Origin of the sequence: Streptomyces noursei (assembly GCF_001646665.1) — a bacterium.
GTDB classification, from domain to species: domain Bacteria; phylum Actinomycetota; class Actinomycetes; order Streptomycetales; family Streptomycetaceae; genus Streptomyces; species Streptomyces lavendulocolor.
Genome location: NZ_LWBU01000017.1, coordinates 153,399 through 179,524, shown reverse-complemented (window position 1 = coordinate 179,524; position 26,126 = coordinate 153,399). Strand labels below are relative to the sequence as shown.

Annotated in this window: 28 protein-coding genes; 12 read left to right on the top strand and 16 right to left on the bottom strand. The window is 73.0% G+C overall.

Annotated elements, in window-relative coordinates; translation table 11 throughout:
- Positions 1–29: 29 nt before the first annotated feature.
- Positions 30–1,271 carry a GNAT family N-acetyltransferase gene (locus A4V12_RS02985; RefSeq protein ID WP_064067653.1) on the top strand — a complete coding sequence of 414 codons (1,242 nt, stop codon included), beginning with the start codon at positions 30–32 and terminating at the stop codon, positions 1,269–1,271.
- Positions 1,272–1,392: 121 nt separating this feature from the next.
- Positions 1,393–1,896, top strand: a complete 504-nt coding sequence (locus A4V12_RS02980; RefSeq protein ID WP_064067585.1) for an HAD family hydrolase — start codon at positions 1,393–1,395, stop codon at positions 1,894–1,896.
- Here the strand turns inward: A4V12_RS02980 and A4V12_RS02975 are convergent.
- Together A4V12_RS02975 and A4V12_RS02970 are read right to left on the bottom strand one after the other, a co-directional pair.
- Positions 1,864–2,619 (bottom strand): ABC transporter permease, encoded by a 756-nt coding sequence (locus A4V12_RS02975; RefSeq protein WP_064067584.1) that lies wholly within the window; start codon positions 2,617–2,619, stop codon positions 1,864–1,866. The two genes, A4V12_RS02980 and A4V12_RS02975, sit on opposite strands and share 33 nt — an antisense overlap.
- Positions 2,612–3,544, bottom strand: coding sequence for an ATP-binding cassette domain-containing protein (locus A4V12_RS02970; protein WP_064067583.1), 933 nt, complete (start codon positions 3,542–3,544; stop codon positions 2,612–2,614). Before A4V12_RS02970 ends, A4V12_RS02975 begins: the two co-directional genes overlap by 8 nt.
- A gap of 89 nt (positions 3,545–3,633) precedes the next feature.
- Between A4V12_RS02970 and A4V12_RS02965 the strand changes: the two genes are divergently transcribed.
- On the top strand, positions 3,634–4,389 hold the full coding sequence (locus A4V12_RS02965) for a TetR/AcrR family transcriptional regulator (RefSeq protein WP_064067582.1): 756 nt from the start codon (positions 3,634–3,636) through the stop codon (positions 4,387–4,389).
- Here A4V12_RS02965 and A4V12_RS02960 read toward each other — a convergent pair.
- Positions 4,376–5,350 carry a zinc-binding dehydrogenase gene (locus tag A4V12_RS02960; protein WP_064067581.1) on the bottom strand — a complete coding sequence of 325 codons (975 nt, stop codon included), beginning with the start codon at positions 5,348–5,350 and terminating at the stop codon, positions 4,376–4,378. The two genes, A4V12_RS02965 and A4V12_RS02960, sit on opposite strands and share 14 nt — an antisense overlap.
- Positions 5,351–5,461: 111 nt before the next feature.
- Here A4V12_RS02960 and A4V12_RS02955 point away from each other — a divergent pair, with 111 nt between their 5' ends.
- Positions 5,462–6,076: a TetR family transcriptional regulator gene (locus tag A4V12_RS02955; protein WP_064067580.1), complete on the top strand. Its 615-nt coding sequence runs from the start codon at positions 5,462–5,464 to the stop codon at positions 6,074–6,076.
- Positions 6,077–6,137: 61 nt separating this feature from the next.
- On the opposite strand, the gene A4V12_RS02950 is transcribed toward A4V12_RS02955, so the two are convergent.
- Entirely contained in the window at positions 6,138–7,334 is a 1,197-nt protein-coding gene (locus tag A4V12_RS02950) for a cytochrome P450 (protein ID WP_064067579.1), read from the bottom strand.
- Positions 7,324–8,097 (bottom strand): tRNA-dependent cyclodipeptide synthase, encoded by a 774-nt coding sequence (locus A4V12_RS02945; RefSeq protein ID WP_234372049.1) that lies wholly within the window; start codon positions 8,095–8,097, stop codon positions 7,324–7,326. The genes A4V12_RS02950 and A4V12_RS02945 overlap by 11 nt, the downstream gene beginning before the upstream one ends.
- 210 nt (positions 8,098–8,307) lie before the next feature.
- On the opposite strand from A4V12_RS02945, the gene A4V12_RS02940 reads away from it, so the two are divergent.
- Positions 8,308–10,287, top strand: coding sequence for a HelD family protein (locus tag A4V12_RS02940; protein ID WP_064067578.1), 1,980 nt, complete (start codon positions 8,308–8,310; stop codon positions 10,285–10,287).
- Here A4V12_RS02940 and A4V12_RS02935 read toward each other — a convergent pair.
- From A4V12_RS02935 to A4V12_RS02920, 4 genes are all read right to left on the bottom strand, one after another.
- Positions 10,265–11,707, bottom strand: a complete 1,443-nt coding sequence (locus tag A4V12_RS02935; protein ID WP_234372048.1) for an MFS transporter — start codon at positions 11,705–11,707, stop codon at positions 10,265–10,267. The two genes, A4V12_RS02940 and A4V12_RS02935, sit on opposite strands and share 23 nt — an antisense overlap.
- An 86-nt stretch (positions 11,708–11,793) precedes the next feature.
- Entirely contained in the window at positions 11,794–12,282 is a 489-nt protein-coding gene (locus A4V12_RS02930; RefSeq protein WP_064067576.1) for a MarR family winged helix-turn-helix transcriptional regulator, read from the bottom strand.
- Between the two features lie 242 nt (positions 12,283–12,524).
- Positions 12,525–13,502, bottom strand: coding sequence for a hypothetical protein (locus A4V12_RS38245; RefSeq protein WP_234372047.1), 978 nt, complete (start codon positions 13,500–13,502; stop codon positions 12,525–12,527).
- 82 nt (positions 13,503–13,584) lie between these two features.
- Positions 13,585–13,851: a hypothetical protein gene (locus tag A4V12_RS02920; protein WP_064067574.1), complete on the bottom strand. Its 267-nt coding sequence runs from the start codon at positions 13,849–13,851 to the stop codon at positions 13,585–13,587.
- Positions 13,852–13,908: 57 nt separating this feature from the next.
- Here A4V12_RS02920 and A4V12_RS02915 point away from each other — a divergent pair, with 57 nt between their 5' ends.
- Positions 13,909–14,499 carry a DUF4240 domain-containing protein gene (locus A4V12_RS02915; RefSeq protein WP_064067573.1) on the top strand — a complete coding sequence of 197 codons (591 nt, stop codon included), beginning with the start codon at positions 13,909–13,911 and terminating at the stop codon, positions 14,497–14,499.
- A gap of 18 nt (positions 14,500–14,517) precedes the next feature.
- On the opposite strand, the gene A4V12_RS02910 is transcribed toward A4V12_RS02915, so the two are convergent.
- Together A4V12_RS02910 and A4V12_RS02905 are read right to left on the bottom strand one after the other, a co-directional pair.
- Entirely contained in the window at positions 14,518–14,934 is a 417-nt protein-coding gene (locus tag A4V12_RS02910) for a DUF5958 family protein (RefSeq protein ID WP_064067572.1), read from the bottom strand.
- A 64-nt stretch (positions 14,935–14,998) separates the two neighbouring features.
- Complete coding sequence (locus tag A4V12_RS02905) at positions 14,999–15,760, bottom strand: hypothetical protein (RefSeq protein ID WP_064067571.1); 762 nt, start codon at positions 15,758–15,760, stop codon at positions 14,999–15,001.
- A gap of 188 nt (positions 15,761–15,948) precedes the next feature.
- Here A4V12_RS02905 and A4V12_RS02900 point away from each other — a divergent pair, with 188 nt between their 5' ends.
- The 3 genes from A4V12_RS02900 to A4V12_RS02890 all read left to right on the top strand — a co-directional run bounded on the left by A4V12_RS02900 (position 15,949) and on the right by A4V12_RS02890 (position 17,416).
- On the top strand, positions 15,949–16,353 hold the full coding sequence (locus tag A4V12_RS02900; protein ID WP_064067570.1) for a helix-turn-helix domain-containing protein: 405 nt from the start codon (positions 15,949–15,951) through the stop codon (positions 16,351–16,353).
- 26 nt (positions 16,354–16,379) lie between these two features.
- Positions 16,380–16,922: a hypothetical protein gene (locus A4V12_RS02895; protein ID WP_064067569.1), complete on the top strand. Its 543-nt coding sequence runs from the start codon at positions 16,380–16,382 to the stop codon at positions 16,920–16,922.
- Positions 16,923–17,077: 155 nt separating this feature from the next.
- On the top strand, positions 17,078–17,416 hold the full coding sequence (locus A4V12_RS02890) for a DUF2516 family protein (protein ID WP_064067568.1): 339 nt from the start codon (positions 17,078–17,080) through the stop codon (positions 17,414–17,416).
- 135 nt (positions 17,417–17,551) lie between these two features.
- Here the strand turns inward: A4V12_RS02890 and A4V12_RS02885 are convergent, their stop codons facing one another.
- From A4V12_RS02885 to A4V12_RS02875, 3 genes are all read right to left on the bottom strand, one after another.
- On the bottom strand, positions 17,552–18,901 hold the full coding sequence (locus tag A4V12_RS02885; protein ID WP_064067567.1) for a PP2C family protein-serine/threonine phosphatase: 1,350 nt from the start codon (positions 18,899–18,901) through the stop codon (positions 17,552–17,554).
- Positions 18,902–19,160: 259 nt separating this feature from the next.
- Positions 19,161–20,252, bottom strand: a complete 1,092-nt coding sequence (locus A4V12_RS02880; protein WP_064067566.1) for a C40 family peptidase — start codon at positions 20,250–20,252, stop codon at positions 19,161–19,163.
- 133 nt (positions 20,253–20,385) lie between these two features.
- Positions 20,386–21,201, bottom strand: coding sequence for a class I SAM-dependent methyltransferase (locus A4V12_RS02875; protein WP_064067565.1), 816 nt, complete (start codon positions 21,199–21,201; stop codon positions 20,386–20,388).
- A 234-nt stretch (positions 21,202–21,435) separates the two neighbouring features.
- On the opposite strand from A4V12_RS02875, the gene mshA reads away from it, so the two are divergent.
- Together mshA and A4V12_RS02865 are read left to right on the top strand one after the other, a co-directional pair.
- On the top strand, positions 21,436–22,797 hold the full coding sequence (gene mshA, locus A4V12_RS02870) for a D-inositol-3-phosphate glycosyltransferase (protein ID WP_064067564.1): 1,362 nt from the start codon (positions 21,436–21,438) through the stop codon (positions 22,795–22,797).
- On the top strand, positions 22,790–23,278 hold the full coding sequence (locus A4V12_RS02865; protein WP_064067563.1) for a YbjN domain-containing protein: 489 nt from the start codon (positions 22,790–22,792) through the stop codon (positions 23,276–23,278). The genes mshA and A4V12_RS02865 overlap by 8 nt, the downstream gene beginning before the upstream one ends.
- 118 nt (positions 23,279–23,396) lie before the next feature.
- On the opposite strand, the gene A4V12_RS02860 is transcribed toward A4V12_RS02865, so the two are convergent.
- Complete coding sequence (locus A4V12_RS02860; protein ID WP_064067562.1) at positions 23,397–24,662, bottom strand: MDR family MFS transporter; 1,266 nt, start codon at positions 24,660–24,662, stop codon at positions 23,397–23,399.
- A 117-nt stretch (positions 24,663–24,779) separates the two neighbouring features.
- On the opposite strand from A4V12_RS02860, the gene A4V12_RS02855 reads away from it, so the two are divergent.
- The gene (locus A4V12_RS02855) at positions 24,780–25,541 is read left to right on the top strand and encodes a phosphoglyceromutase (protein ID WP_064067561.1); all 762 of its coding nucleotides are present in this window, start codon (positions 24,780–24,782) and stop codon (positions 25,539–25,541) included.
- Positions 25,542–25,698: 157 nt separating this feature from the next.
- Here A4V12_RS02855 and A4V12_RS02850 read toward each other — a convergent pair whose 3' ends face one another.
- A complete protein-coding gene (locus tag A4V12_RS02850; protein ID WP_064067560.1) occupies positions 25,699–25,935 on the bottom strand; it encodes a hypothetical protein in 237 nt (78 codons plus the stop codon).
- Between the last annotated feature and the right edge of the window lie 191 nt (positions 25,936–26,126).

The following is a 26,126-nucleotide window of genomic DNA, read 5'->3' as shown; positions in this document are numbered from 1 at the left end:
GGCGGAATGCCGCGCCTAGCGTGGCCGCCATGAGCCATGAGGTCCGTACGGTCACCGAGTCGGAGTTCCCCGACTGGCTGCGCGCCCGCCGCATCGCGTTCCTGCAGCCGCCCGTCGTCCCGGACGAGGAGGTCGCGCAGCGGCTCCCGTACGTGGACCTCCGGCGCACCCGGGGGGTGTTCGACGGCGGGCGCTGCGTCGCGACGCTGCGGTCGTTCGCGCAGCGGCTGACGGTGCCCGGCGGTGCCCGGATCGGCGCGAGCGCGGTGACCAACGTGAGCGTCCTGCCGACGCACCGGCGGCGCGGGCTGCTGAGCCGTCTGATGGCGGCGGAGCTGGCGGAGGCCAAGGAGCGCGGGGACGCCGTGTCGACGCTGGTCGCCGCCGAGTACCCGATCTACGGGCGGTACGGGTACGGCCCGGCGACCTGGATCACCGAGTGGACCGTCGACGTGCGGCGGGCCGGTCTGGACCCCCGCTGGGCGGGGCCGGACGACGGCGGCCGCGTCGACCTGGTCGAGGCGGCGGACGTCCGGGCGTTCGGCCCCGGCCTCCACGACCGGCTCGGCGCCGTCCGGCACGGCGTGGTGGACCGGGACCGGCGGGCCTGGGAGATCGGCACGGGCGCCGTGGTGCTGCCCGGCCGGCCGTGGACGGAGCCCCTGTATGCGACGTACCGCTCGGCGGCGGGGGAGGTGGAGGGGTACGTCTGCTACACCACGGACGACACCTGGGAGGACAAGCAGCCGCTGTGCAGCGCGACCGTGCGCGACCTGATCGCCGTGACCCCGGCGGCCGAGCGGGCCCTGTGGCACTTCGTCTGCTCGCACGACTGGACGACCACGGTGAGGTCCGGTCACCGCGCCCCCGACGACCTGCTGCCGCTGCTGCTGCCCGACCCGCGGGCGGCGCGCGTCACGACCCATGCCGACCTGGTGTGGCTGCGGATCCTCGACGTCGTCCGGGCCCTGGAGACGCGTACGTACGCGGCCTCCGGCGCCCTCGTGCTGGAGCTGGCCGACCCGGCGGGGCTCGCGGGCGGCCGCTACCGGCTGGACGCCTCCCCGCAGGGCGCGTCGTGCGTGCCCACCACCGCGTCGGCGGACCTCTCCATGGACGTGGCGGCGCTGGGGACGCTGTACCTGGGGGACGAGTCCGCGGTGCGGCTCGCGGCCCTCGGGCGGGTGGAGGAGTGCCGGCCGGGCGCGGCGGCGGCGGCCGACGCGCTGCTGCGCACCTCGCGCCGGCCGTGGTGCCCGGACATGTTCTGACCGCGTTCCGACCCGGACGGCGGTCCGCCGGGCGGGCGCCCCGCGGGCGGGGGCCTGTGCGGGCCCGCCGGGATCTGGCACCCTCGACCTACCCCCCGCCCCCGACCCCCAGGCGGCAGCTGTGTACGACGACCTCGTCGATGTCATCGGCGGCACCGAGCACGTCCTGTTCGGCTTCGACGGCCCCCTGTGCCGCACCCGCGGCGGGGCGGCCGCCTGGCCCACCCCGTACGCCGATCCCCTGGTCCGCACCCTTGCCGCGGTCGGCACCGGCCTCGCCGTGGTCGGCGGCGCGACGCCCGCGCCCACGGTGCGCGCCTACCTCGCGGGCCGGGGCCTGGCCGGCTGCTTCGGCACGCACGTGTACGGGGACGTCGCCGGCGCGCTCGCCGCGCTGGGGGCCCGCCCGGCCGCGTCCCTGATGGTCGGCGCCACGCCCGCGGAGCTGGCGGCGGCGCGGGAGGCGGGGGTGCCGTTCCTGGGCCACGGCCCCGACGAGCGGGCGGTGGACCTGCTGCGCGGGGCGGGGGCGGAGCGGGTGGTGGAGTCGCTGGAGCCGGTGCTCGCCGCCGTGCGCGCGGCGGCCCGGCGCTCAGCGGGTACGTACTCGGAACAGCGCGCCTGACAGGCCGGCCGCGACGGCGAGGATCCCGGCGCACCAGGCGAGGGCCAGGGCGGGGGCGGTGCCGACCGGCTGGTCGAGGAGCAGGCCGCGGAGCGATTCGATCACCGGGGTGACCGGCTGGTGGTCGGCGAAGCCGTGGAGCCAGGACGGCATGGTGTCGATGGGGACGAAGGCGCTGCTCGGGTAGGGCAGGAACATCATGAGGAAGGTGAAGCCGCTCGCCGCCTCCGGGGTGCGGGCCAGCAGTCCGACCGCCGCCGACAGCCAGGAGACGGCGAGCACGAAGGCGAGCAGGACGCCGAGGGCGGCGAGCCACCCGGCCGCCGAGGCCGAGGGGCGGAAGCCGATCAGGAACGCGACGCCGAGGACGAGGGCCGTCGACAGCAGGTTGCGGGCGGTGCTCGCGGCGACGTGCGCGGCGAGGATCGGGGTGGCGCCGACGTCCATCGACCGGAAGCGGTCGACGATGCCCTCCTTCATGTCCTCGCTGACGCGCACGGCGGTGGTCGAGGAGCCGAAGCCGGCGCAGAGCAGCAGGACGCCGGGGACGACGTAGGTCACGTACGCGGTGCCGGTGTCGATGGCCCCGCCGAAGAAGTAGACGAAGATCAGCATCAGCATGACCGGCAGGGCCAGCGCGGTGATGACGGCGTCGACGTTGCGGCGGCTGAGCCGGATGCCGCGCCCGGTCAGGGTCAGGGCGTGGGTGACGGTGTCAGGCATGGGCCGGCTCCTTGGCCGTCAGGGCGAGGAAGACGTCGTCGAGCGTGGCGCTGTGCAGGGTGAAGCGGGTGATGTCGGTGCGGGCGGGGTCGAGTTCGTCGAGCAGGGCGCGTACGTGGGCGGCGGTGCCGTCCGTGGGGATGCCGAGGGTGAGGGTCTCCGGGGCCTCGTGGACGGCGTGCGGGGCGAGGCGCCGGTAGGCGGCCCGGTCGGCGAGGACGAGGTCGAGGCGGTGTCCGGCGACGCGGGTCTTCAGTTCGTCGGCGGTGCCCTCGGCGACCAGCCGCCCGGCGTTCAGCACGCCGATGCGGTCGGCCAGCCGGTCGGCCTCCTCCAGGTACTGGGTGGTGAGCAGGATCGTCGCGCCCCGGGCCGCGACCTCGGCGACCACCTGCCACAGTTCGCGGCGGCTGCGCGGGTCGAGGCCGGTGGTGGGCTCGTCGAGGAAGACGACCTCGGGGTCGCCGACCAGGCCGGCCGCGAGGTCGAGGCGCCGTCGCATGCCGCCCGAGTAGGTGCCGGCGAGACGGCTCCGGGCGTCGCCGAGTCCGAAGCGTTCGAGCAGCTCGTCGGCGCGGCGGGCGGCGGCGGTGCGGGAGAGTCCCGTCAGCCGGGCCATCATCCGCAGGTTCTCCTCGCCGGTCTGCATGGCGTCGACCGCCGCGAACTGTCCGGTGAGGCTGAGGGCGCGGCGGACCCGGGCCCGCTCGGTGACCACGTCGTACCCGGCGACCCGGGCCGTGCCCGCGTCCGCGCGGGTGAGCGTGGCGAGGATGCGGACGGTGGTCGTCTTGCCCGCGCCGTTGGGGCCGAGCAGGGCGTGGACGGTGCCGGGTTCGACGCGCAGGTCGATCCCGTCCAGCACGGGCACGTCGTCGTAGGTCTTGCGGAGGCCGGTGGCCTCGATGGCCGGGTGCCGGGTCATGGGGCTCCCCCTTCTGCGTATGCCATACGCACTACTGCGTAAGGGTTACGCATAACTAGGATGGGCGTCAAGCAGAGGGAGGCGGACCGATGAGCGACAGCGACGGTACGGGGCTGTCGGCGAGCCTCGAGGCCGCCTGGGGCCTGCGGGAACGCCCCGGCAAGGGCCCCAGGCCGGGGCTGAGCCTGGAGCGGATCGTCGACGCGGCGGTCGGCCTGGCCGCGGCCGAGGGGCTCGGAGCGGTCTCCATGGGCCGTGTCGCCAAGGAGCTCGGCGCCTCCACGATGTCCCTCTACCGGTACGTCGGCGCCAAGGACGAGCTGTACGTGCTGATGCTGGACCGCGCCATCGGCGCCCCGCCCCCGCCGCCCGCCCCAGGCACCGGATGGCGCGAGGCCCTCGCCGCCTGGGCGTGGCAGCAGCGCGACGCCCTGCGGCGCAACCTCTGGATGCTGCGCGTCCCCGTCTCGGGACCGCCGATCACCCCGAACTCGGTCGCCTGGTGGGAGCGGGGCATGGTCGCCCTCGACGGCACCGGACTCGACGAGGGCGCCAAGATCTCGGTGATCCTGCTGGTCAGCGGCTATGTGCGCAGCGAGGCCGGCCTCATGGCCGACCTCGACGCAGCGATCCGCGCGACCGGTGGGACACCCCAGCAGGTGATGAGCCGTCACGCCCGCACGCTGCGCCGGCTGGCGGACCCCGACCGCTACCCGGCCGTCGCGCGGATGCTGGCCTCGGGAGTGATGGACGAGCCGGACGACCCGGACTTCGAGTTCACCTTCGGGCTGGACCGCGTCCTGGACGGGATCCAGGTGCTGGTGGACCGGGTCACACCCGGATGACCACCTTGCCCAGCAGGCTCCGGTCCTCGATCGCCGCGTGCGCCCCGGCCGCCCGCTCCAGCGGGAACAGCCCGCCGATCACCGGCCGCAGCCGCCCGCCCGCCGCCTCGGCGAGCACCCGCTCCAGGAGCGCCGCGTGCTCCCGCACCGACAGCTGGACGTCCCCGATGCCCAGCAGCCGCACCCCCCGCCGCCGCGCCGCGGCCGGGTCGACCGGGGCGAAACCGCCGGTCGGCGCCCCGTGCGCGGAGAACCTGCCACCGTCCGCCACCAGCGCGAACGCCGCCGCGCCCACCTCGCCGCCCACCCCGTCCAGCACGACGTCCGCCCCGGCGGGCCCGAGCGCCTCGCGGGCCCGCACGACCCAGTCGGGGGCGCCCGCGTCGATCACCGCGTCGGCGCCCAGCTCCCGTACGAGCGCGGTCTTGCGCCCGCCGCGCGCGGTGCCGACGACCCGGGCGCCGGCCGCCTTCGCCAGCTGGACCAGCAGCGTGCCCATCCCGCCGGACGCGCCGACCACCAGGACCGTCTCGCCGGGCTTCGGTTCCGTCAGGTCCAGCAGCGCGGTCGCCGTGACCCCGTCGTGCACCAGGGCCGCCGCGTCCGTGAGCGCCAGCCCGTCCGGGACCGCCGCAAGCGACTCGACGCCGGTGACCGCCCGCTCGGCGTACCCGCCGGTGAAGCCGATCGAGGCGGCCACCCGGCGGCCGAGCCACGCGGCCGCGTCGGCGCCCGCCCCGACGGCCCGGACCGTCCCGGCGACGCCGCCGCCGGGGACGTACGGCGGTTCGAGGGTGAAGTACTCGCCGCCCCAGCCGGACCGCAGCTGGGTGTCCAGGAAGATCGTGTCCGCCGCGGCGACCTCCACCACCACCTGCCCCGGCCCCGCCGCCGGTTCCGGCACGTCCGCCGTCACCAGGACCTCCGGTCCGCCGAACCCCGTCGCCCGTGCCACGCGCATCACGCTCACACCCCTCCCGCAGGCGGGCTCGGCCGGTCCGTCCGGCGCCCGCGGGGACGAGTCTGGAACGTCAAGTCCGGTTGAGGTCAACAGGTGCGTAGGCTCGGCGGCATGAGCGGTGAGACGGGTCTGCGCGAGCGCAAGAAGCAGCGGACGTACCGGACGATCTCCGAGACGGCGATCGCCCTCTTCCTGGAGCGCGGCTTCGACCGGGTGTCGGTCGCCGAGGTCGCCGCGGCCGCCGAGGTCTCCAAGCCCACGCTCTTCCGGTACTTCCCCGCCAAGGAGGACCTGGTCCTGCACCGGTTCGCCGACCACCGCGAGGAGGCGGCGCGCGTGGTCGCGGGCCGACCCGGCGGGGTCGGCGCGCTGGAGGCGCTGCACCGCCACTTCACCGGCGGGCTCCTGCGCCGCGACCCGGTGACCGGGCTCTGCGACGACCCGGACGTGCTCGCCTTCCACCGGCTGCTGTACGGCACCCCCGCGCTGGTCGCGCGCCTGTACGCGTACCAGCGGGAGTCCGAGGCGGCGCTGGCCGGCGCGCTGGGGGGAGGCGGTGTCCAGGACCGGATCGCGGCGGGCCAGATCGTCGCCGTGCAGCGGATCCTCGCGGAGGAGAACTGGCGGCGGATCGAGGCGGGCGAGACCGCCGGCGCGGTGGAGCCGGACGCGCTGGCCGCCGCGGGGCTGGCCTTCCGACGGCTGGCGGAGGGCCTGCCCCTGTGAACGGCGGCGTGCGTCCGGGGGTCCGCCGCCCCGCCTGGAGCCCGCGGACCCCCGGTCGCCGTCACCACATCACGGGCAGCCGCTCCGGGATCCGCTTCATGAAGCCGGTGCGCCACACCAGCTGCTCGATCGGCACCGCCAGCCGGAACCCGGGCATCCGGTCGAGCAGGGTCTCCAGCGCGACCTCCGCGTGCCTCTTGCCCAGCGCGGTGGCCGGGCAGTAGTGCCGGCCGCCGCCGAACGACAGGTGGGCGGCGCTGTTCTCCCGCGCGAGGTCCACGGTGTGCGGGTCGGCGAACACCTCCGGGTCGAAGTTGGCGCCCTCGACCAGCACCAGGACCAGCTCGCCCTCGCGCACCTCCACGTCCCCGAGCGTCACGTCCCGCGTCGCCAGGCGGGGCAGCCCGTCGCCGATGGAGAGGTTGATCCGCAGCAGCTCGTCGACGGCCGCCGGGATCAGCCCGCGGTCGGCGAGGAGCGCGTCCTTCAGCTCCGGGTGCTGGATCAGCGAGACCAGGGCCATGGTCAGGAAGCCGGAGGTGGAGATCACCCCGGCGCCGAACATGGTCACCCCGACCGTCGCCAGCATCTCGTCGGTGAGGTGGGCGTACTGCGGATCCCCGCGCAGCGCCGCCAGTTCGGCCATCAGCCCGGTCGTGGACGGGTCGTCGAGGCGCTCCACCATGTAGGCGATGTCGCGGTCCCAGTTGAGCCGGGCGCCGGCGACCGGGCAGGCGGAGTTCATGAACGCGATGTCCAGGCTGCGCATCAGCCGGGGCGCGTCCGCCTGCGGGATGCCCAGGATGTGGCAGTGCAGGGCGGCGGAGTAGGGGTCGGCGAACGAGCCGCGCAGGTCCCCCGGCGCGCCGTCGCCGAGGATGCGGTCGGCCAGGTCGGCGGCGGCCGACCGCATCCACTCCACCAGTCCGGGAGCCTTCGGGTTGAGCGCCTTGAGCACGGCCTTGCGCAGGCCGGCGCCGGTGATGTTGCCCATGTTGTTGACGACCTCGGGCGGGATCGTCAGCGCGTACTGCCGGGGCACGCCCGGCGCCGAGGTGTCCTTCAGGCTGAAGCGCGGGTCCTCCAGGACCTGCTTGCACAGGGCGTGGGAGGACACCAGCCACGCCTCGTCACCGGCGATGGTCCGCACCCGCTTGACCGGTTCGCCGCGCAGCAGCTCGATCTCGGGGGGCAGCCGGTCGCCGCGCCAGGAGAAGGGGAAGTCGGGAAGCTGGTCGGGCGGTGTCTCAACGGACATGGGAGGGCTCTCCTTCGGCGGCGTGCCGGCCGCGCCGTACGGGGGTGACGACGGCGTGGCCCTGGTTGCGCGAGGCGCGCAGCCCGGAGCCGCGCGCGTAGAGCAACTCGGCCAGCGGCAGCAGCTGGTGGTAGCAGTTCAGGGAGGACGGGACGCCCACGATGGCCGGGGTGTCGAGGAACAGCGGCGCCTCGGCGCACACGTACGCGAAACACACCTCGCGCTGCCGTGCCGTGGGTGTCCTGCCGGCCAGGACCTTGGAGGAGAGGAACGCGTCGATGAGCGCGTCGCAGGTGGCGCGGAAGTCGGTGTCGGTCTCCAGCCGGCGCAGCAGGTGCCGGTGGATCTCCCGGTAGGCCGGCTCGTCGCGGAAGGCCGACATGGGCCGGGCCCGCAGGCGCCGCCCCTCGGGGTCGACGGCGGCCACCGCGTTGGTGACCTTGGCCCGTACGCCGCGGAGGTTCTTGACCGCCTTGCGGCGGGCGTCCTCGGGCGTGTAGCCGGAGGCCTCGTACATCTCTGCCACGTGGAGGTCGGTGTAGACGAGGTCCACCCGGTCGAAGTGGGCGGCGCCCCAGCGGGCCAGGTCGGTGACGCGCCCCGCGGAGAAGTAGCTGTTGCCCGGCGAGACGCCGATCACGGCGTGGGCGCCCTCGGCGTGGATCACCCCGCAGTGGGCGGTGTAGGGCCGGACGGTGAACGGTCCGGCAGCGGTGTCCGGAGAGGTGAAGGGCCGAATCTCGAAGACGGCTTCAGTCGTCAACTGGGAAGTCCTTCGCGTCGCTAGTCCCGGAAGGAGCCTCGTGCTCCTGGTGTGGCGACGACGCCGTGAAGTTAGCTTCCGGACACGGAGAGTGTCAATGGACGCTCGGCCGTTACCGGTGCGTACGCATGCCATCACCATGCGTGCCACTCGTCCCCGGCATTGAGCAACCGAGACAAAAATATTACCGAGTTGCTTTATTCTGGGCCCATGACATCACTCGACGAGGAACTGAGCAGGGAACGGGCCCACCACGACGCCTGCCGCGCCGCCCTGAGCCGCATGATCGACGGGGCCGCCCACCACGTCGTCACCGGCGAGGACGTCTCCGCCTCGGGCGCCGACGCGGAGACCCTCGGCCGTCACCTGCGCAGCCGCGCCAAGGCGCTGCGCGAGGAGGCACCGGGCCCGCTGTTCTTCGGCCGCGTCGACCACGAGGACGGCCGGCACCACCACATCGGCCGCCGCCGCATCGGGGAGCACCCGGCGGCGCCGCCCCTGGTCGTCGACTGGCGCGCCCCCGTCGCCCGCGCCTTCTACCGGGCGAGCACCCGCGACCCCCAGGGCGTGCTGGTGCGCCGCCGGTTCGGGTGGGCGCCGTTCAGCGACGGCGACTCCGCCGACCTGACCGGGCTGGAGGACGAGCACCTGGCCGCCGGGGAGGACGCCCCGCCCGGCGCGATCCTCACCGGGGAGATCGAGCGCCCCCGCGTCGGGCCCATGCGCGACATCGCGGCCACCCTCCAGCCCGAGCAGGACGACCTGGTGCGGGCCGGGCTCACCGAGTCCCTCTGCGTCCAGGGCGCCCCCGGCACCGGGAAGACCGCCGTGGGGCTGCACCGGGCCGCGTACCTGCTCTACACCCACCCGCAGCGCATCCGGCGCGGCGGCCTGCTGATCCTCGGCCCCAACCGCACGTTCCTGTCGTACGTCTCCGAAGTCCTGCCCGCGCTCGGCGAGTCGGACGTCCGGCAGTCCACGATCGAGGAGGAGATCGACCGGGGCCACCCGGTGCGGGAGACGGACGCGCCCGAGGCCGAGGCGGTCAAGCACGACGCCCGCATGGCCGGCGTCCTGCACCGCGCCCTGTACGCCCGGGTCGCCCCGCCCACCGAGGACCTGGTCGTCCCGGACGGCTCCTACCGCTGGCGGGTGCCGGCCGGCGAGCTCGCCGCCGTCGTCACCGCGGTACGGGAGGAGGCGCCGCCCTACGCGGTGGGGAGGGAGCGGGTGCTCAGCCGCGTGGTGTCCGCGGTCCGGCTGCGGGCGGAGCGGCGGGCCGGGCCGAGGGGCGCGGCGTGGGCGCGGCGGATCGGGCGGACGCGGGCCGTGACCGCGCTGGTGGACGCCTGCTGGCCGAAGGTCACGCCCGAGGAGGTCCTCGCCGGGGTGCTGGCCGACCCGTCCGACCCGGCGCTCACCGGCGCGGAGCGGGAGGCGATCCGCCGGCGGCGGTCACCGCGCTCGTACCGCTCGGCGCCCTGGAGCGCGGCCGACCTGCTGCTGCTCGACGAGCTGGCCGGGCTGATCGAACGCCCCGCCGGTTACGGGCACATCGTGATCGACGAGGCCCAGGACCTCTCCCCGATGCAGTGCCGGGCGATCGCCCGCCGCGCGGACTTCGGCACCCTGACCGTCCTCGGCGACCTGGCGCAGGGCACCACCCCGTGGGCCGCCCGCGACTGGGCGGAGCAACTGGCGCACCTGGGGCGGACGTCGGTGCCGGTGGTCGCCCTGACGACCGGTTACCGGGTGCCGGCCGGGGTCGTGGCCCTGGCGAACCGGCTGCTCGGCGCGCTCGGCGTGGACGTGCCGCCCGGCCGGTCGCTGCGCCGGGACGGCGAGGTGACGTTCCGCGAGGTGCGGGACGTGCGGGAGGGCGTGGTCGCCGCGGTGCGGGCGGCGCTGGACCGCGAGGGCTCCGTCGGCGTGATCGCCGCCGAGCGGGCGGTCGCCGGGCTGCGCGCCGCGCTGGACGCCGCGGGCCTCACCGGCCCCCGGGTGACGCTCCTGCCCGCCACGCTCGCCAAGGGCCTGGAGTACGACCACGTCGTGGTGGCCGAACCCGCCGAGGTGGTCGCGGCCGAGCCGCGCGGGCTGAACCGCCTGTACGTGGTCCTCACCCGCGCGGTCTCGCGCCTCGACGTGGTGCACGGCCTGCCGCTGCCTACGCCGTTGCGGCGGGCTTGAGGGGCTGCCCGGCGGGGGCGCCGGGTGTGGGGCGCGGCCGGCGCAGCACGGTGAGCGCGACGGCGAAGGCGGCGACGAGGAGCCCGGTGCCGACGCCGAAGGCGAGCCGGTAGCCGCCGGTGAGGGCCTCGGCCCGTCCGCTGCCGGCCGCCAGCAGGCTCTCCGTGCGGGAGGAGGCCAGGGTGGACAGGACGGCGACGCCGAGCGCCATGCCGATCTGCTGGGTGGTGTTGAACAGCCCGGACGCCAGGCCGGCGTCGTCCTCGCCGGCGTCCGACATGCCGAGCGCGGTGAGGGCGGGGAGGGCGAGCCCGAAGCCGGCGGCGAGCAGCATCACGGGCAGCAGGTCGACGACGTAGTCGGCCCCCACCGGGACGCGGGTGAGCAGTCCGAGGACGCCCATCAGCATGACCAGTCCGGCCAGCAGGACGGTCCGTTCGCCGAAGCGGGCGTTGAGGCGGGCGGACACGCCGAGGGAGACGGCACCGATCACGGCGGCGGCCGGCAGCATCGCGAGGCCGGTGGCGGCGGCCCCGTACCCGAGGACCTTCTGGAGGTGGAGCGCGACGAGGACCTGGAAGGAGAACAGCGCGGCGACCATGAGGACCTGGACCAGGTTGGCTCCGGCGACGCTGCGCGAGCGGAGTATCCGCAGCGGCATCAGCGGGTCGGCGGCGGTGGCCTGGCGTACGGCGAAGGCGACGAGCAGCACCAGGGAGAGGGCGCCCAGGCCCAGGGTGTGCGCGGAGGTCCAGCCGTACGTCTCGACCCCGACCACCGTGTAGATGCCGAGCATCAGGCCGGCCGTGACCAGTGCCGCGCCGAGCACGTCGGCGCCGGCGGCCCCTCCGCGGCCGCGGTCGGCGGGGAGCGCGGGGACGGCGACGGCGAGCGCGGCGACCCCGATCGGCAGGTTGATGAAGAAGATCCAGTGCCAGTCCAGGAGGTCGGTGAGGACTCCGCCGAGGACCTGGCCGAGCGAGGCGCCCGCCGCGCCGGTGAAGCTGAACACGGCGATGGCCCTGGCGCGTTCGCGGGGTTCGGTGAAGAGCGTGACGAGGATGCCGAGGCTGACGGCGGAGGCCATCGCGCTCCCGGCGCCCTGGAGGAAGCGGGCGGCGATCAGCACGGCGGGCGACCCCGCCACGCCCGCCAGCAGCGAGGCGGCCGTGAACACGCCGGTTCCGGCGAGGAACATCCGCTTGCGGCCGATGAGGTCGCCCAGCCGGCCGGCCAGCAGCAGCAGGCTGCCGAAGGCGATCAGGTAGGCGTTGACGACCCAGCTGAGGCCGGCCGCGGAGAAGCCCAGGTCGTTCTGGATGGCCGGCATGGCGACGGTCACGATGCTGCCGTCGAGGACGGTCATCAGCATGCCGGTGGCGATGACGCCGAGGGCGAGGGTGCGTGGAGCGAGGGACATGGCGGTCTCTCCTGTCATGGGACCCGACAGGAGAGACCGTAGCAGATAGTTTTGTTATAGACGATCTGTTTCGGATGCTGTGACGCCTACTTCTCGCGCTGCCGTGCCCGCCGGGCCGGCCGGGGGCCCTCCACCGGGGTGGCGAGATGCCCTCCGACCAGCTGCCCGAGCGCCCGCAGGAACACCTCGCGGTCCCCGGCGTCCAGCGACCCGAGCGCCTCCTGATGCACCCGGTCGACGATCTCCTGGCTGCGCCGGGCGACCCGGGCCCCCTCCTCGGTGACCGCGATGATCCGGGCGCGCCGGTCGGTGCTGGACGGACGGCGCTCGGCGAGCCCGGCCTTCTCCAGGGCGTCGACCGTCACCACCATGGTCGTCTTGTCCATGTCGCCGATCTCGGCGAGCTGGATCTGGGTGCGCTCCTCCTCCAGGGCGTGGACGAGGACGCAGTGCATCCGCGCCGTGAGGCCGATCTCGGCCAGCGCGGCCGACATCCGGGTACGCAGCACATGGCTGGTGTGGTCCAGGAGGAAGGAGAGGTCGGGCTCGGTACGGGCGGGCGACATGGCGGTCATTCCCCCAGCGTACCCAGTGGGTCCGTAGCGGATTGTTCGAAAAGAGACGTCTTGAGCGCCCGTCGTTGTCCGTTCCCCGTAGAAGCGGCGGAGAGCGACGCCTCTGACCAGAGTCCCGTCAGTTGGAGCGGAACACCGTGAGTCCTTGGCGTCCCAGCGCATGTGGTTGTGGGAATTCGTGTGATCGCTGGCCTCATGGTGTCCCAGTAGAACTGGCGGCGGCCGGTGCGGTTGACCTGTGCTCATCCAGCGTGGCTGGGACGTCGGATGACGGTGTGCGGTTCGTCTCTGCGTGGAAAGCGGACTCTGCCGCTGGGGTCGGTCCAGCGGAACAGGGGGTCGTTGTGGAAGGTCCTGCGTTCGGGCATGACGCGGAGCGTCGGAACGGAGAGCCGGCGTTCGGCCTCGGCGAAAATGACGGCGATGGCGTCGTGGTGATCTTCAACGCTGACGTGCCGGTCAGTGGGGACGCGGTGGGCTCGCCAACGTGGATCAGCGATGAGTCCCAGGAGGCTGACGAACTCGGGGTAGGTCACGATGCGCTCCCACTCATCATGGCGTTGGCGGACCACGTCGCTGTAGCGCGGTTCCTCCCGAGGGAGCTGCACCAGCCGTTTCTGCCAACGCTTTTGAAGAACTGGCTGGTAGTTCGTCATCAACCAGGAGCGGACGAGTTTGTCCGCCTCCTTCGTGGCCATGTCGATAGTGTCGGGGAAACGACGGACCAGCCCGAAGTGCTGGCGCTGTGCCTTGATCAGTCCGTCGAGATGGCCGACGTGGGGGTGGCATGCACCGTCGAGCCAGATGGCGTGCCTGCGGCAGAGCCGAAGGGCCGGAGCCATGTGTGCCAGCACGGGCTCGTGGATGCCATGTCGCAGCATGCAGAGCCGACAGACGACGTAGAGGTCGTAGTGGGCGTGGACGGATTCTCCAGTGCCGTTGGCGCGGGCGGCGAGACGGGCGAAGGCGGGGAGGGAGCGTTGCAGCATGTCGATCGGGACGCCGACCACGTGCCCGCCCGTCGTGGCCGACCAGTACAGGCCCGGGAAGTTCCGCTGACCGCGGTATGAAGGGAAGCCACGTACTGGTAGTCCCGTCTCGAACTCGACCTCTTCCGCCTCACTCAGCGGTCGTCGGTGTTCACCTCTGGCATCCCGCCAACCGACCTCGAATTCGTCTACGTGTAGCGGTGCCGTATCGCTCGTCCCACCCAGCCCCATGGACTTCACTGTCCAGAATCAACGGGAATCCACCAGAAGTTTTGGGATGAAACCCCTCAAGTGAGTGATGCTGCGAGCCAGCTCAGTCAGAGGTTGTGTGATCATTGGCGGCATCGTCTGAGGCGGGTCGAAGCCTGCGACGTGCCGCAGACAGGCGTTCGTCGTAGTCCGCCGCGAAGATCCCCGGCAGGGACTTGTCGAGCGTGCCGGCCAGCCTATGAATGGGTGCCCAGACCGCCTCATCGTCGACGAGACGGCTGAGGTCCGTCATCTGCACCCTCTCCAGCCAATCGGACAGGACCAGTGCCTCATCAGGGGTGAGCTTGATGATGATCTCCGCGTTCTCCACTGCTCGAACATAGTTCGCCGACCACGCGGTGTCAGAGGTGCCTGGCACAGTGCCGCCGTGGACATCGATTCCTTCTGGAAGCTCATCGAAGAGTGCCGACGGCAGACGCGGGACCGGGACGAAGGCCTGGCGTGGTTGCGTGACGAGTTGTTGCGGAGGCCGCTGACAGAGATTGTGCAATTCCAGGTTCGCCTGGACGAAGTGACGCATGAAGCCTTCACCTGGGATCTATGGGCTGCGGCGGAGCGTATCTTCGGCGGCTGGTGTTCGGACGACGGGTTCTGCTACTTCGGCCTGTGGATGGTGGGGCTCGGCCGGGACGCCTTTTCTCGGGCAGTGGCCGATCCCGACACTCTGGCCGATGCCCCTGAGGTCCAGTGCCTGGTGGCTCGCCCTCACGAGCTCTGGAACGACGATTGGCCCGAGTGGGAGTCTCTCGACTACGCCGCCAAGGAGGCGTACGGGCTCCTTACCGGCATCGACGACTGCGGCGACGCCTTCTATGAAGCCGTCGAAGCCGAGCAAGGCGATATGGGGCGCAGCCGAGGGCCGCTCGGCGAGCAGTGGGACGTGCGGAGCGAAGCCGAGGCGGCGCGCAAACTGCCTCGGCTGAGCGCGATGTTTCCTCTGGGGCCGCTAGCCCGGTAGGGGCGACAGCTCGAGGAATCAGGTCAGCGTTTCGGCAAGGGTGTCGACGGACAGGCGATGCCATTCGTGGCTGCAACCGTCGGAGCAGTAGCGCTCCCGTCGACGTCCGTCGGCGACGGCCAGCACCGCGATCAGTAGCCGGAATGACTTGAGGCGCTCGTCGTGGGGAGTGAGGCTGACGATCTTCCCGAGTTGCTGGTCGATCCGCCCTCGTGCGATCAGAACTGCCGGTGTGTGCGTGGCGCGAAGTCCGGCACGTCGGATACTTTCCGGGCCGTCCTCGGTGGTGGCGCGGGCCTGGATGCAGAAATGTGAAAGGAGGCGCAGGGTGTTGGACTGCTCTTCAGCGGAGAGGCTCTCGAACCACTCGATGCCCTGTGACATCGGCCGAAGCTCCTGGGCGAGCTCGTTGAGAGTGATGTACGGATCAGCCATTCCCACACCCCCGTTGCGCTCGATTCACAGACCTTCCCAGCCATCCAAGCAGACCACCGGGTGACTAGAAAGGCAGTTCGTCGGCTTCCAACGGTTCTGAGTACCCACGTACCCAGTGCCCGGGAACGGTCGCGCAGAGCGACTCCAGGTCGGCCGGCGTCCTCCCCCGGACGTGCAGCCAGCTGTGGTCACTCAGGCCGTCGAGCCGCAAGAGCTTCCCCGGTGCGGAGAACCAGCACACGGGTGACTCTTCCTTCCCCGTCCACATCGGGTACTCGGGAAACTCCACCCGCGAGAACTGGCTCGGCAGCTCTCGGATCAGCCCGGCGGGAAGTTCACAGGCGTTGTAGAGCCGTTCTTCGCGGCCGAGTAGCGTCTCGCTGAGGATGAGCTCGATCCAGGTCAGGGAGACTCGCTCCAGGAAGAGAACCCAGCCGTCCCGTGACTGGACGAACACCGGCGGATCGTCCTGGTCGAGATCCCGCAGTCGGACTCCCCAGAATGCGCACCCCTGGTTCTCGGTGCGGAAGACGAGTACTCCGCCGAACTCGTCATGCACGAACAGTTCGGAGGGCCGTAGCAAAGGGTCCTGGTTGCCGGTGAGGTCGTGGCGCGTGCCGAGAAGCGAGTAGGCCTCACGCAACGCAGTCGGCAGTGCGAGCCCCAGCGTCTCTTCGGCTCGCTCCAGCTCCTCCAATCGCGCACCGGCGTTGTCGGCGAGCGGCTCCGCCCACGTTGCGGCAAAGTCCCGAACGAAGGCCCAGGCTCGTGCCCTGTGGGGTATCCCGCCGCGCAGAACTTGAGCCACATCGAACTCGTCAACCATGCGGTGGACCGTACAGGCCAGCTTCGCCGGGACTCCGTCAGGTCGTTAGCCAGGACCACGGGGACTCGCCACATCTACTGAGAACGGACACCGTCGTCCCCGTGCGAGGGGGTGGTGTGGATGGCTCGATAGTGCACTCTTGCAAGCACTCGCTTGCAATAGTTAGCAAGTGGGTGCACCATCGAGGCATGGCATCACTCAACGTCGGCAATCTCGGTGAGTACCTGCGCGAACAGCGGCGTAACGCCCAGCTGTCGCTGCGGCAGCTCGCCGATGCCGCCGGGGTGTCCAATCCGTATCTGAGCCAGATCGAGCGCGGGCTGCGCAAGCCGAGCGCGGAGGTGCTCCAGCAGGTCGCCAAGGCCCTGCGGATCTCCGCCGAGACGCTGTACGTGCGGGCCGGAATCCTGGACGAGCGGGAGCGCGAGGACGTGGAGACGCGTGCCGTCATCCTCGCCGACCCGTCGATCAACGAGCGGCAGAAGCAGGTGCTGCTCCAGATCTACGAATCGTTCCGCAAGGAGAACGGACTCGATACGGAGACGAAAGGTGCCGACAACACCACTGAGGACGGCACCTCACCCGAACTCTGACTCTGCGATCCGGGAGGACCACAGTCGTGGCCATCATCGAAGAACTCCGCACGCCCCTCTACTTCGCCGCCGGTACGGCCGACCTGGCCGTGCGGCAGGCCAGGAAGGTGCCCGGTCTGATCGAGCAGATCGCCGCGGAGGCGCCCGCCCGCATCGACGCGGTGCGCAACACCGACCCCAAGGCCGTGCAGGAGAAGGTGACCGTCCAGGCCAAGGAGGCCCAGGCCAAGGTCACCGAGGTGCTCGGCTCCCTGGACACGGACCTCAAGAAGCTCGGCGAGAACGCCCAGCACCTGGCGCTGCGCGGCGTCGGCGTGGCCGCCGAGTACGCGGTCCGGGCCCGGGAGGCCTACGAAAAGGTCGCCGAGCACGGCGAGCAGGCCGTGAAGCAGTGGCGCGGTGAGGCGGCCGAGGAGATCAACGAGATCGCCATCGCCGTCGAGCCCGACCCGGAGCCCAGGGCCGCCGCCGAGCCGGAGGCGGCGGCCGCCAAGAAGGCCGCCCAGGCCAAGAAGGCCCCGGCGCCGCGCAAGCCCGCCGCGAAGAAGGCGACGGCCTCGGACTCCTGACGGTCCGCCCCGGCGCGGCACCCGGCCGGGTCCGCCCGCCCGTCGGTCACCCCCGGCGGCGCGCGGCCCCGGCCGGGCACGTACGGGGTGGCCGGGACGTTGTACGGGTACCTTGGCCGCGAGGTGTCCCCTTCACTGACTAGGCGGTGCTCAGCATGTTGCTCGCTGGATTCAGCACGTTCCTCTTCCTGCTCAACCTGGCGATGCTCCTGATCGCCGTGGTCGCGCTGTTCATCGCGGTCACGGCCCGCGAGGACGCCTACCGCGCCGCCGACAAGCAGACCAAGACGTTCTGGCTGATCATCCTGGGCGTCACGGTCGCGGTGAACCTGCTCGTGCCGATGCTGTTCCTGCAGATCGCCGGGCTCGTCGCCTCGATCGTCTTCATGGTCGACGTACGGCCCGCGCTCCAGCAGGTCTCCGGCGGCAAGGGCCGCCGGCGCGGCGGGTCGAGCAGCGACGGGCCCTACGGCCCGTACAACGGCGGCCGCTGACCGGCCGCGTCACCGCATCGACCGGCGCGAGCCTCCGGCACCCCGGGCCCTGAAGCCGCGGGCTCCCGGCACCAGCGGGCCCCTCACGCCGCCGTTCCGCACGCCACCGGGCCCCTTGCGCCCCCGGCCCGGGGCTCAGCGGCGGCGGGACGCGCGCCGGCCCGGCGCGCGGTCCGGGCGCGCCGCCCGGTCGGCGGCCGTCCGCTCACGGGCGAGCAGCAGCACCGCCACGTCGTCCGTCAGCTCGCCGCCGTTCAGTTCCCGCACCTCCGCCACCGCGGCCTCCAGCAGCTCCTCGCCGCCGAGGCCCTGCGACAGCTGGCGGTTGATCATCTCGACCATGCCGTCCTGGCCCAGCCGGGGCGAGCCGGGGCCCGCCGACCGGCCCTCGATCAGGCCGTCCGTGTACATCATCAGGCTCCACGAGCCGCCCAGCTCCACCTGGCGGCGCGGCCAGCGGGCGCGCGGCAGCAGCCCCAGGGCGGGACCGCTGTCCTCGTACGGCAGGAGGCGCGCCTGGCTGCCGTGCCGGGCGATCAGCGGCGAGGGGTGGCCCGCCAGGCACAGCCCCGCGCGGCGCCCGTCCGGCGCGATGTCCACCGTGCAGAGGGTCGCGAAGATCTCCTCGTTGTCCCGCTCGTGCTCCAGCACCTGCTGGAGCGTCGAGAGGAGTTCGTCGCCGCACAGGCCCGCCAGCGTCAGCGCCCGCCAGGCGATCCGCAGCTCGACACCGAGCGCGGCCTCGTCCGGCCCGTGCCCGCAGACGTCGCCGATCATGGCGTGCACGGTCCCGTCCGGGGTGCGGACGGTGTCGTAGAAGTCGCCGCCCAGCAGCGCGCGGGAGCGTCCGGGCCGGTAGCGGGCGGCGAAGCGCAGCTCGGAGCCCTGGAGCAGCGGCGTGGGCAGCAGGCCCCGCTCCAGGCGGGCGTTCTCCTGCGCGCGCAGCCGGGACTCGGCCAGCTTGACCTGCACCGAGTCGGCCCGCTTGCGCTCCACCGCGTACCGGATGGCCCGGCTGAGCAGCGGCCCGTCCAGCTCCTCGCGGCACAGGTGGTCCTGCGCCCCGACGCGTACCGCCTCGGCCGCCAGCTCGGCGTCACCGGACGGGGTCAGCGCCAGGACGGCGTGGCGCGGCGCGAGGCGCAGCACGTGGTGGAGCGCGCCGAGCCGGTCGTCGCCGGTCCGGCAGGAGGCGAGCGCCAGGTCGACGAGCACGCAGTGCACGTCGTCGGTGAGCAGCCGCTCGGCCTCGGTGAGGTTGCGGGCGGTGCGGATGCGGACCCGGTTGCCGGACGGGTCGACCAGCTCGGGGACGGTGAACGTGCCCGCGGGGTCGTCCTCGATCACCAGGAGGACGAGGTCGCTGGTTCCGGGCGCGGCGGGGGCGGCCGCCGGGGTGTCCGGGGTGCTCGAGCCGCCCGGCGTGCCCGGGGCACTGGGACTGCTCGGCGTGCTCACCCTCTGTCGCGGTACGGGTACGGGCATCGGTTCGGTTTCCTTCCCTCCCCCCGAGGGCACGGTGGCGCGTCGGACGACACACCACCGACGGGGACCATAGCGGCCCGCGGCGGCCGAACGGAATGGTGATCGGCGAAGAGCCGTTGGCATATGCCGCGCAGTGGGAGGTAGTTGGGCAGCCCCTCATGACGAACGTCACGCGCCGCGTGTAGGCCCCGTCACATCCCGGACGTATACGACAGGGTGGCGCGGGTCTCATCGGCCGGGGCGCGGGGCGCGGGAAGCGTCACCCGCCGGGGCGGACCACTCCGAGGATCGCCATCGAGCCGGCGCCCGCCACCGTCACGTTCCGTCCCGGCCGGGGGGCGTGGATGATCGAACCGTCGCCGATGTAGAGGCCGACGTGGCTGGCGTCCGCGTGGTAGATGATCAGGTCGCCGGGGCGCATGTCCTCGACGTCGATCCGGGGCAGCAGCCGCCACTGCTCCTGCGAGGTGCGGGGGATGTCCGTGCCGGCCGCGGCCCACGCCTGCGACGTCAGCCCCGAGCAGTCGAACGACCCCGGACCCTCGGCGCCCCACACGTACGGCTTGCCGAGCTGAGCCCTCGCGTACGCGATCGCCCTGCTTCCCTGGGGCCCGGCCTCGCGCCCGGCCCGGTCGAGCACTCCGGACCCGAGCCACGCGGTCTGCGCCCGTGCCTGCTCGGCCTGCTCCAGCCTCAGCAGCCGCTCGCGCTCCTCGGTCTCCAGCCGGGACTCCAGCGCCTTCGCGGCAGCGATCTTGGTCTCGACCTGCTTCTTCGTCCTGGCCTGCTGGAGCCGGTTGGCCTCCAGCCGGGTCCAGTGCGCGCTGGCCTCCTTGGTGTAGGCCTCCAAGTCGGCCTGCCGCCCCGCCAGTTCGGCCAGGAGGTCGCGGGTGGCCTTCTGGCCCTGCTGGAGGCGGCCCACGCCGCTCAGGAAGAGCTGCGGGTCGTCGGCGAGCACGAGCTGCGCCTCGTCGGGAATCCCGCCGTTGCGGTACTGGGCGCGGGCGGCGGCACCGGCCCGGTTCCTCAGGTCCGCGATCCGGGCCTGCCCGTCCACGATCGCCTGCGACAGCCGGACGATCTCGGCCGACTGCTTCCTGGCCCGTTCGTCGGCGAGGTTGTACGCGTCGGTGGCGGAGGCGGCCTGGCGGTAGAGGGCGTCGATCTCGCGGCGCACCTCTTCGAGGCTCCTGCCCGAGGTGGCGGAGGCCGGGGGCGGGGTGGCCGCCACGGGCGGGGGAGGGGCGACGGGCGGGACGGGCGCCGCGTACGCCGCCTGGGCCGGAGACGCCAGCACGGTCAGCGCGCAGACCACGGTGAGCGCGGCGGTGGCACAGCGGCGTCGGTTCACGGACGTCCCCCATCTCCCCATCTGATTTACCGTCAGTAACTTCGGGTGCCGATCGAGATGGTGCCACGGCGGTGGCGAAAACGACAGGGTGTCACCCACAGGGGGGACGAAAGATCGTGGAGAAGCGTTCCGCTCAGTACGAGCCCGGCGCCAGCGCCGACCACCGGACCGTCACCTCGCCCTGGCGCCACCGCCGTCGGCCGTCCACCAGCGGCCAGTCGGCCGCCAGGTCCGCCGCCGTCCTGATCCACCGCTGCCGGGCCCCCAGCGAGGCGTACGGAGCGGCCGCCGCCCACGCCCGGTCGAAGTCCCGCAGGAACGCGTGCACCGGCTCACCCGGCACGTTCCGGTGGATCAGCGCCTTCGGCAGCCGCTCCGCCAGGTCCGACGGCCGCTCCAGCGAAGCGAGCCGCGTGGCGAACGTCACCGTCCGCGGCCCCTCGGGCCCGAGCGCCACCCACACGTGACGCCGCCCGATCTCGTCGCACGTCCCCTCCACCAGCAGCCCGCCCGGCGCGAGCCGCGCGCACAGCCGCGCCCACACCGCCGCCACCTGGTCCTCGTCGTACTGGCGCAGCACGTTCGCCGCCCGGATCAGCGCCGGGGAACCGTCCACCGGGACCTCGAAGCCCCCGTGGACGAACGTCAGCCCGTCCCGCTCGTACGGCCGGGCGGCCTCCACCCGGGCCGGCTCGATCTCGACGCCCACCACCCGGGTGCGCGGATCGGCGTCGTCGCGCAGCCGCCGGAGCAGTTCGACGGCGGTCCACGGAGCGGCCCCGTACCCCAGGTCCACCGCCGTGGGGGCCCGCTCGGCACGCCGCAGCCCGGCGCCGTGGACGGCGGCGATCCACCGGTCCATGCGGCGCAGGCGGTTGGGGTTGGTGGTCCCGCGGGTCGGGGTGCCGACGGGGCGGGTCCCGGCGGGGCGGGCGGTGCGCGGGGCCATGGGCACGAGGGTAAGCGGTGCGCGGCCGGAGCCCCGGCCGGTGCGGTACGCGCGGGCGCCTCCCCGCGCCGGGCGGTGCGGTACGCGCGCGGGCGCCTCCCCGCGCGCGTAATGAATTGGCAAAGCGGAAATGCGGAGGACCCCGTCCGCTGTTGTCGCTGTCGGGAGGGCCGTACGCACAGGCGCGGGCGTGTCCTCCGCTTGCCATGCCCGCACAGCGGAAGGACTGCCGACGTGAGCCAGTACGTGTCCCGGTTCGCCGGCACCCTGGCCGGGCCGCACCGGGCCGCCGGACCCCACCGGCTGCGGCTGCCCGGCCGGGCGCGGGCGCCGCGCCGGGTCGCCATGCTCAGCGTCCACACCTCCCCCCTGCACCAGCCCGGCACGGGCGACGCCGGCGGCATGAACGTTTACATCGTCGAGCTGGCCAAGCGCCTGGCGGCGATCAACATCGAGGTCGAGATCTTCACCCGGGCCACCACCGGCGGGCTCCCCCCGGCCGTGGAGCTGGCGCCCGGCGTCCTCGTCCGGCACGTCGACGCCGGCCCCTACGAAGGGCTCGCCAAGGAGGAGCTGCCCGCCCAGCTGTGCGCCTTCACGCACGGCGTCATGCGGGCCTGGGCGGGGCACCGGCCCGGCCACTACGACCTGGTCCACTCCCACTACTGGCTCTCCGGCCACGTCGGCTGGCTCGCCGCCGAGCGGTGGGGCGTCCCGCTGGTGCACGCCATGCACACCATGGCCAAGGTCAAGAACGCCTCGCTGGCCCACGGCGACACCCCGGAACCGGCGGCGCGGGTCATCGGCGAGACCCAGATCGTGCGGGCCGCCGACCGGCTGATCGCCAACACCGCGGGGGAGGCCGACGAGCTCGTCCGCTTCTACGAGGCCGAGCCGTCGAAGGTCGCCGTCGTGCATCCGGGCGTCAACCTCGACCGGTTCCGGCCGGCCGACGGGCGGGCCGCCGCCCGCGCCCGGCTCGGACTCCCGGCCGACGCGTTCATCCCCGTCTTCGCCGGGCGCATCCAGCCCCTGAAGGCCCCCGACATCCTGCTGCGCGCCGCCGCCCTGCTGCTGGAGCAGGACCCGTCACTGCGGGGCCGGATGCTCGTCCCCGTCGTCGGCGGGCCCAGCGGCAGCGGCCTGGCCAAGCCCGAGGGCCTGCAGAAGCTCGCCGCCCGCCTCGGCATCGCCGACGTGGTGCGCTTCCACCCGCCGGTCGACCAGGAACGGCTCGCCGACTGGTTCCGGGCGGCGTCGGTGCTCGTCATGCCGTCGTACAGCGAGTCGTTCGGGCTCGTCGCCATCGAGGCGCAGGCGGCCGGGACGCCGGTGGTGGCCGCCTCGGTGGGCGGGCTGCCGGTGGCGGTGCGCGACGGCTCGACCGGCTACCTGGTGCGCGGCCACGACCCGGGCGACTACGCGGCCGCGCTGCGCCGCTTCGTCGCCGACCCGTCGCTGTCCGGGCGCCTGGGCGAGGCGGCGGCCCGGCACGCCGGCTCGTTCGGCTGGGACACCGCGGCGGCGGGTACGGCGGACGTGTACACCGCCGCCATGCACGAACACCGCCGTGGCGTACGCTCGCGTCATGGCTGACGCCCGGAAGATCATCGAATCCGCGCTGACCGACGCCGAGCTGACCTGGGAGTCCCCGGAGCCCGGCTCGTACGTCGTCACCCTTCCCGGTACGCGCAAGCTCTCCACCACCCTGTCGCTGCGCCTCGGCCGGCACTCGCTGTCGCTGAACGCGTTCGTGATCCGGCACCCCGACGAGAACGAGACGGCCGTCCACCGCTGGCTGCTGGAGCGGAACCTGCGGCTGTACGGCGTGGCGTACGCGGTCGACAGCCTCGGCGACGTCTACCTGACCGGCAGACTGCCGCTCTCCGTGGTCACCCCGGAGGAGCTGGACCGGGTGCTCGGCTCGGTCCTGGAAGCGGCGGACGGGGCGTTCAACACCCTCCTGGAGCTGGGCTTCGCGACGGCGATCCGCAAGGAGTACGCCTGGCGGGTCGCGCGCGGCGAGTCCACGCGCAACCTGGAGGCGTTCGCCCATCTGACCCGCCCGGACAAGTAGCCCCCACCGGCGCGCCCCGACGGGCGACACCCCTGCCGGCCACCGCCGACCGGGGGCGTACGGCACCCCCGTGACCGTCCGCCCCCGGAACCTGTGCGCCCCTCCCGGCCGCCGCCCCTCAGGCGCCGACCGTCTCCGGGGCCTGCGCGGCCGGCACCGGCGCGGGCGTCCCGTCCTCCTCGGGCAGGCTCCGCATCAGCAGCCAGTACCCGAGCCCGGCCACCGTCCCGATGACCGCGCACGCGGCCCACAGCCACTCCGCGCCGTACCGGTCGATGGTCCACCCCGACATCAGCGGCGCGATCAGCGCCGCGACCGACCACGACATGCCGTACACGCCCTGGTAGCGGCCCCGCCCGTGGAGCGGGGAGAGGCGCACCACCAGGCTCGTCTGGGTCGGGGCGTTGACGATCTCGGCGAGCGTCCAGACGCAGACGGTCAGCGCGTACACTCCGACCGACCCGGCGAAGGCGGTCAGCCCGAACCCGTACCCCGCGAGCAGCGACGAGGCGATCAGCAGTCCGCGCGGGTCGCGGTGCTCGATGACGCGCGTGACGGGGATCTGGAGCGCCACGATGAGGACGCCGTTCACCGCCATGGCCAGCCCGAAGTCCGCCGAGCCGAAGCCGTCGGCGCCCATGGCGACCGGCAGCCCCACGTACCCCTGCTGGAAGATCAGCGAGATGAGGAAGGACAGCCCCACCACGCCCATGAACCGGCCGTCGCGCAGCACGCCGCCCATGCCGATCTCCGGCTCCGCGGCCTTCCCGGGGCCGGCGGCGGCGCGGACGGGCCGGGACTCCGGGACGCGCAGGAACACGAGCACCGCGCAGGCCAGGGTCAGGGCGGCCTCGCCGAGGAAACCGGCGAGGTAGCTGTACTCGGCGAGGAAACCGGCGCCCGCCGCCGAGACGGCGAACCCCAGGTTGATCGCCCAGTAGTTGAGCGAGAATGCCCGCACCCGGTCCTCGGGGCGCACGATGTCCGCCATCATCGCCTGCACGGCGGGCCGCGAGGCGTTCGAGGCGGCGCCGACGAAGAAGGCGACCGCGGCGATGGCGACCGGGTGCTCCATGAAACCGAGGACGGCGACGGAGACGGCCGAGGCCACCTGGGCGATCAGCATGGTGGGCCGCCGGCCGAGCCGGTCGGTCATCACCCCGCCGGCGACCGACGACATGACACCGCCCAGGCCGTGCAGGGAGGCGACGAGACCCGCGTACGAGGCGGAGTAGCCCCGGTCCAGGGTCAGGTAGAGGGCCATGAAGGTGGCCACGAAGGCGCCCAGCCGGTTGATCAGTGTGCTGGCCCACAGCCACCAGAAGGCCCGCGGCAGGCCCGAGACGCTCTCCCTCACCGCCCGTTTGAGCGTGGAGACGGACATGTGTAACCCCCCGTAAGTGGCCGACCCGGTGAGTGAAAATTACGGGCAGCGCACCGCGGGGAGCCACTCGTTTGACGGGAGCCGTCAAGTGTCCCGGCGTCCATTAATCTCGTACACATGGCCGACGCACCGTACAAGCTGATCCTCCTCCGCCACGGCGAGAGCGAATGGAACGCGAAGAACCTGTTCACCGGCTGGGTGGACGTCAACCTCACCGAGAAGGGCGAGAAGGAGGCAGTCCGCGGCGGTGAGCTGCTCAAGGACGCCGGTCTGCTCCCCGACGTGCTGCACACCTCCCTCCAGAAGCGCGCCATCCGCACCGCGCAGCTCGCGCTGGAGGCCGCCGACCGCCACTGGATCCCGGTGCACCGCTCCTGGCGCCTGAACGAGCGGCACTACGGCGCGCTCCAGGGCAAGGACAAGGCGCAGACGCTCGCCGAGTTCGGCGAGGAGCAGTTCATGCTGTGGCGCCGCTCCTACGACACCCCGCCGCCGGTCCTCGCCGACGACAACGAGTTCTCGCAGGCCGACGACGCCCGGTACGCCACCATCCCGCCGGAGCTGCGCCCCCGCACCGAGTGCCTCAAGGACGTCGTCGTCCGCATGCTGCCGTACTGGTACGACGGCATCGTCCCCGACCTCCTCGCCGGCCGCACGGTCCTCGTCGCCGCCCACGGCAACAGCCTGCGCGCCCTGGTCAAGCACCTGGACGGCATCTCCGACGAGGACATCGCGGGCCTGAACATCCCGACCGGCATCCCGCTCGCCTACGAGCTGGACGCCGACTTCAAGCCCCTCGTCAAGGGCGGCACCTACCTGGACCCCGAGGCGGCCAAGGCGGCCATCGAGGCGGTCAAGAACCAGGGCAAGAAGAAGTAGGGCGGGAGCCCCGCCCTCCGCGTGACCGGCTCCCCCGCCCGCCCCGCCCCGGGCGAGCGGGGGAGCCGGTCCGTCCGGGCCCCGGCCCGGGCCGCGGGACGCGCCGAGCCCCCGGACGCGGCAGATGGCGCCGGGGGCTCGCTCTCCTGTGCGACGGTCAGTTCTGTCCGGGCGGTGCGTGGCCCGACGGGTTCTGGTTCTCGCTCTCCTGCACCAGGCCGCCGCCCTTGCACGACGGCTGCTGGCCGCCGGGCTCCTGGCCGCCCCGGTTCTCACAGGAGACGTCCACCGGCTGGATCTTCGCCTCGGCGATGCTCGCGCCACCGAGCCCGAGGGCGAAGGAAGCGGCCACCGTGGCGATCGCCGCGCCCACGCGCTTTCTGGTCGAAGTCATCTGACGCTCAGCCTCCTCGATCCGTCTTCACCTGCGGGACGGACGATGCGGCGTCCGAGGGCCACGTTTCTCCGGCCGCCCACCCATGTCAACGGGTCCTCACCGGTAACAACCGGACCGGGCTTCCCGCACCCCGCCCGAGCGCACGGGAAAGGGCCCCGCCCGGGGCACGGACGGGGCCCTGCCGGGAA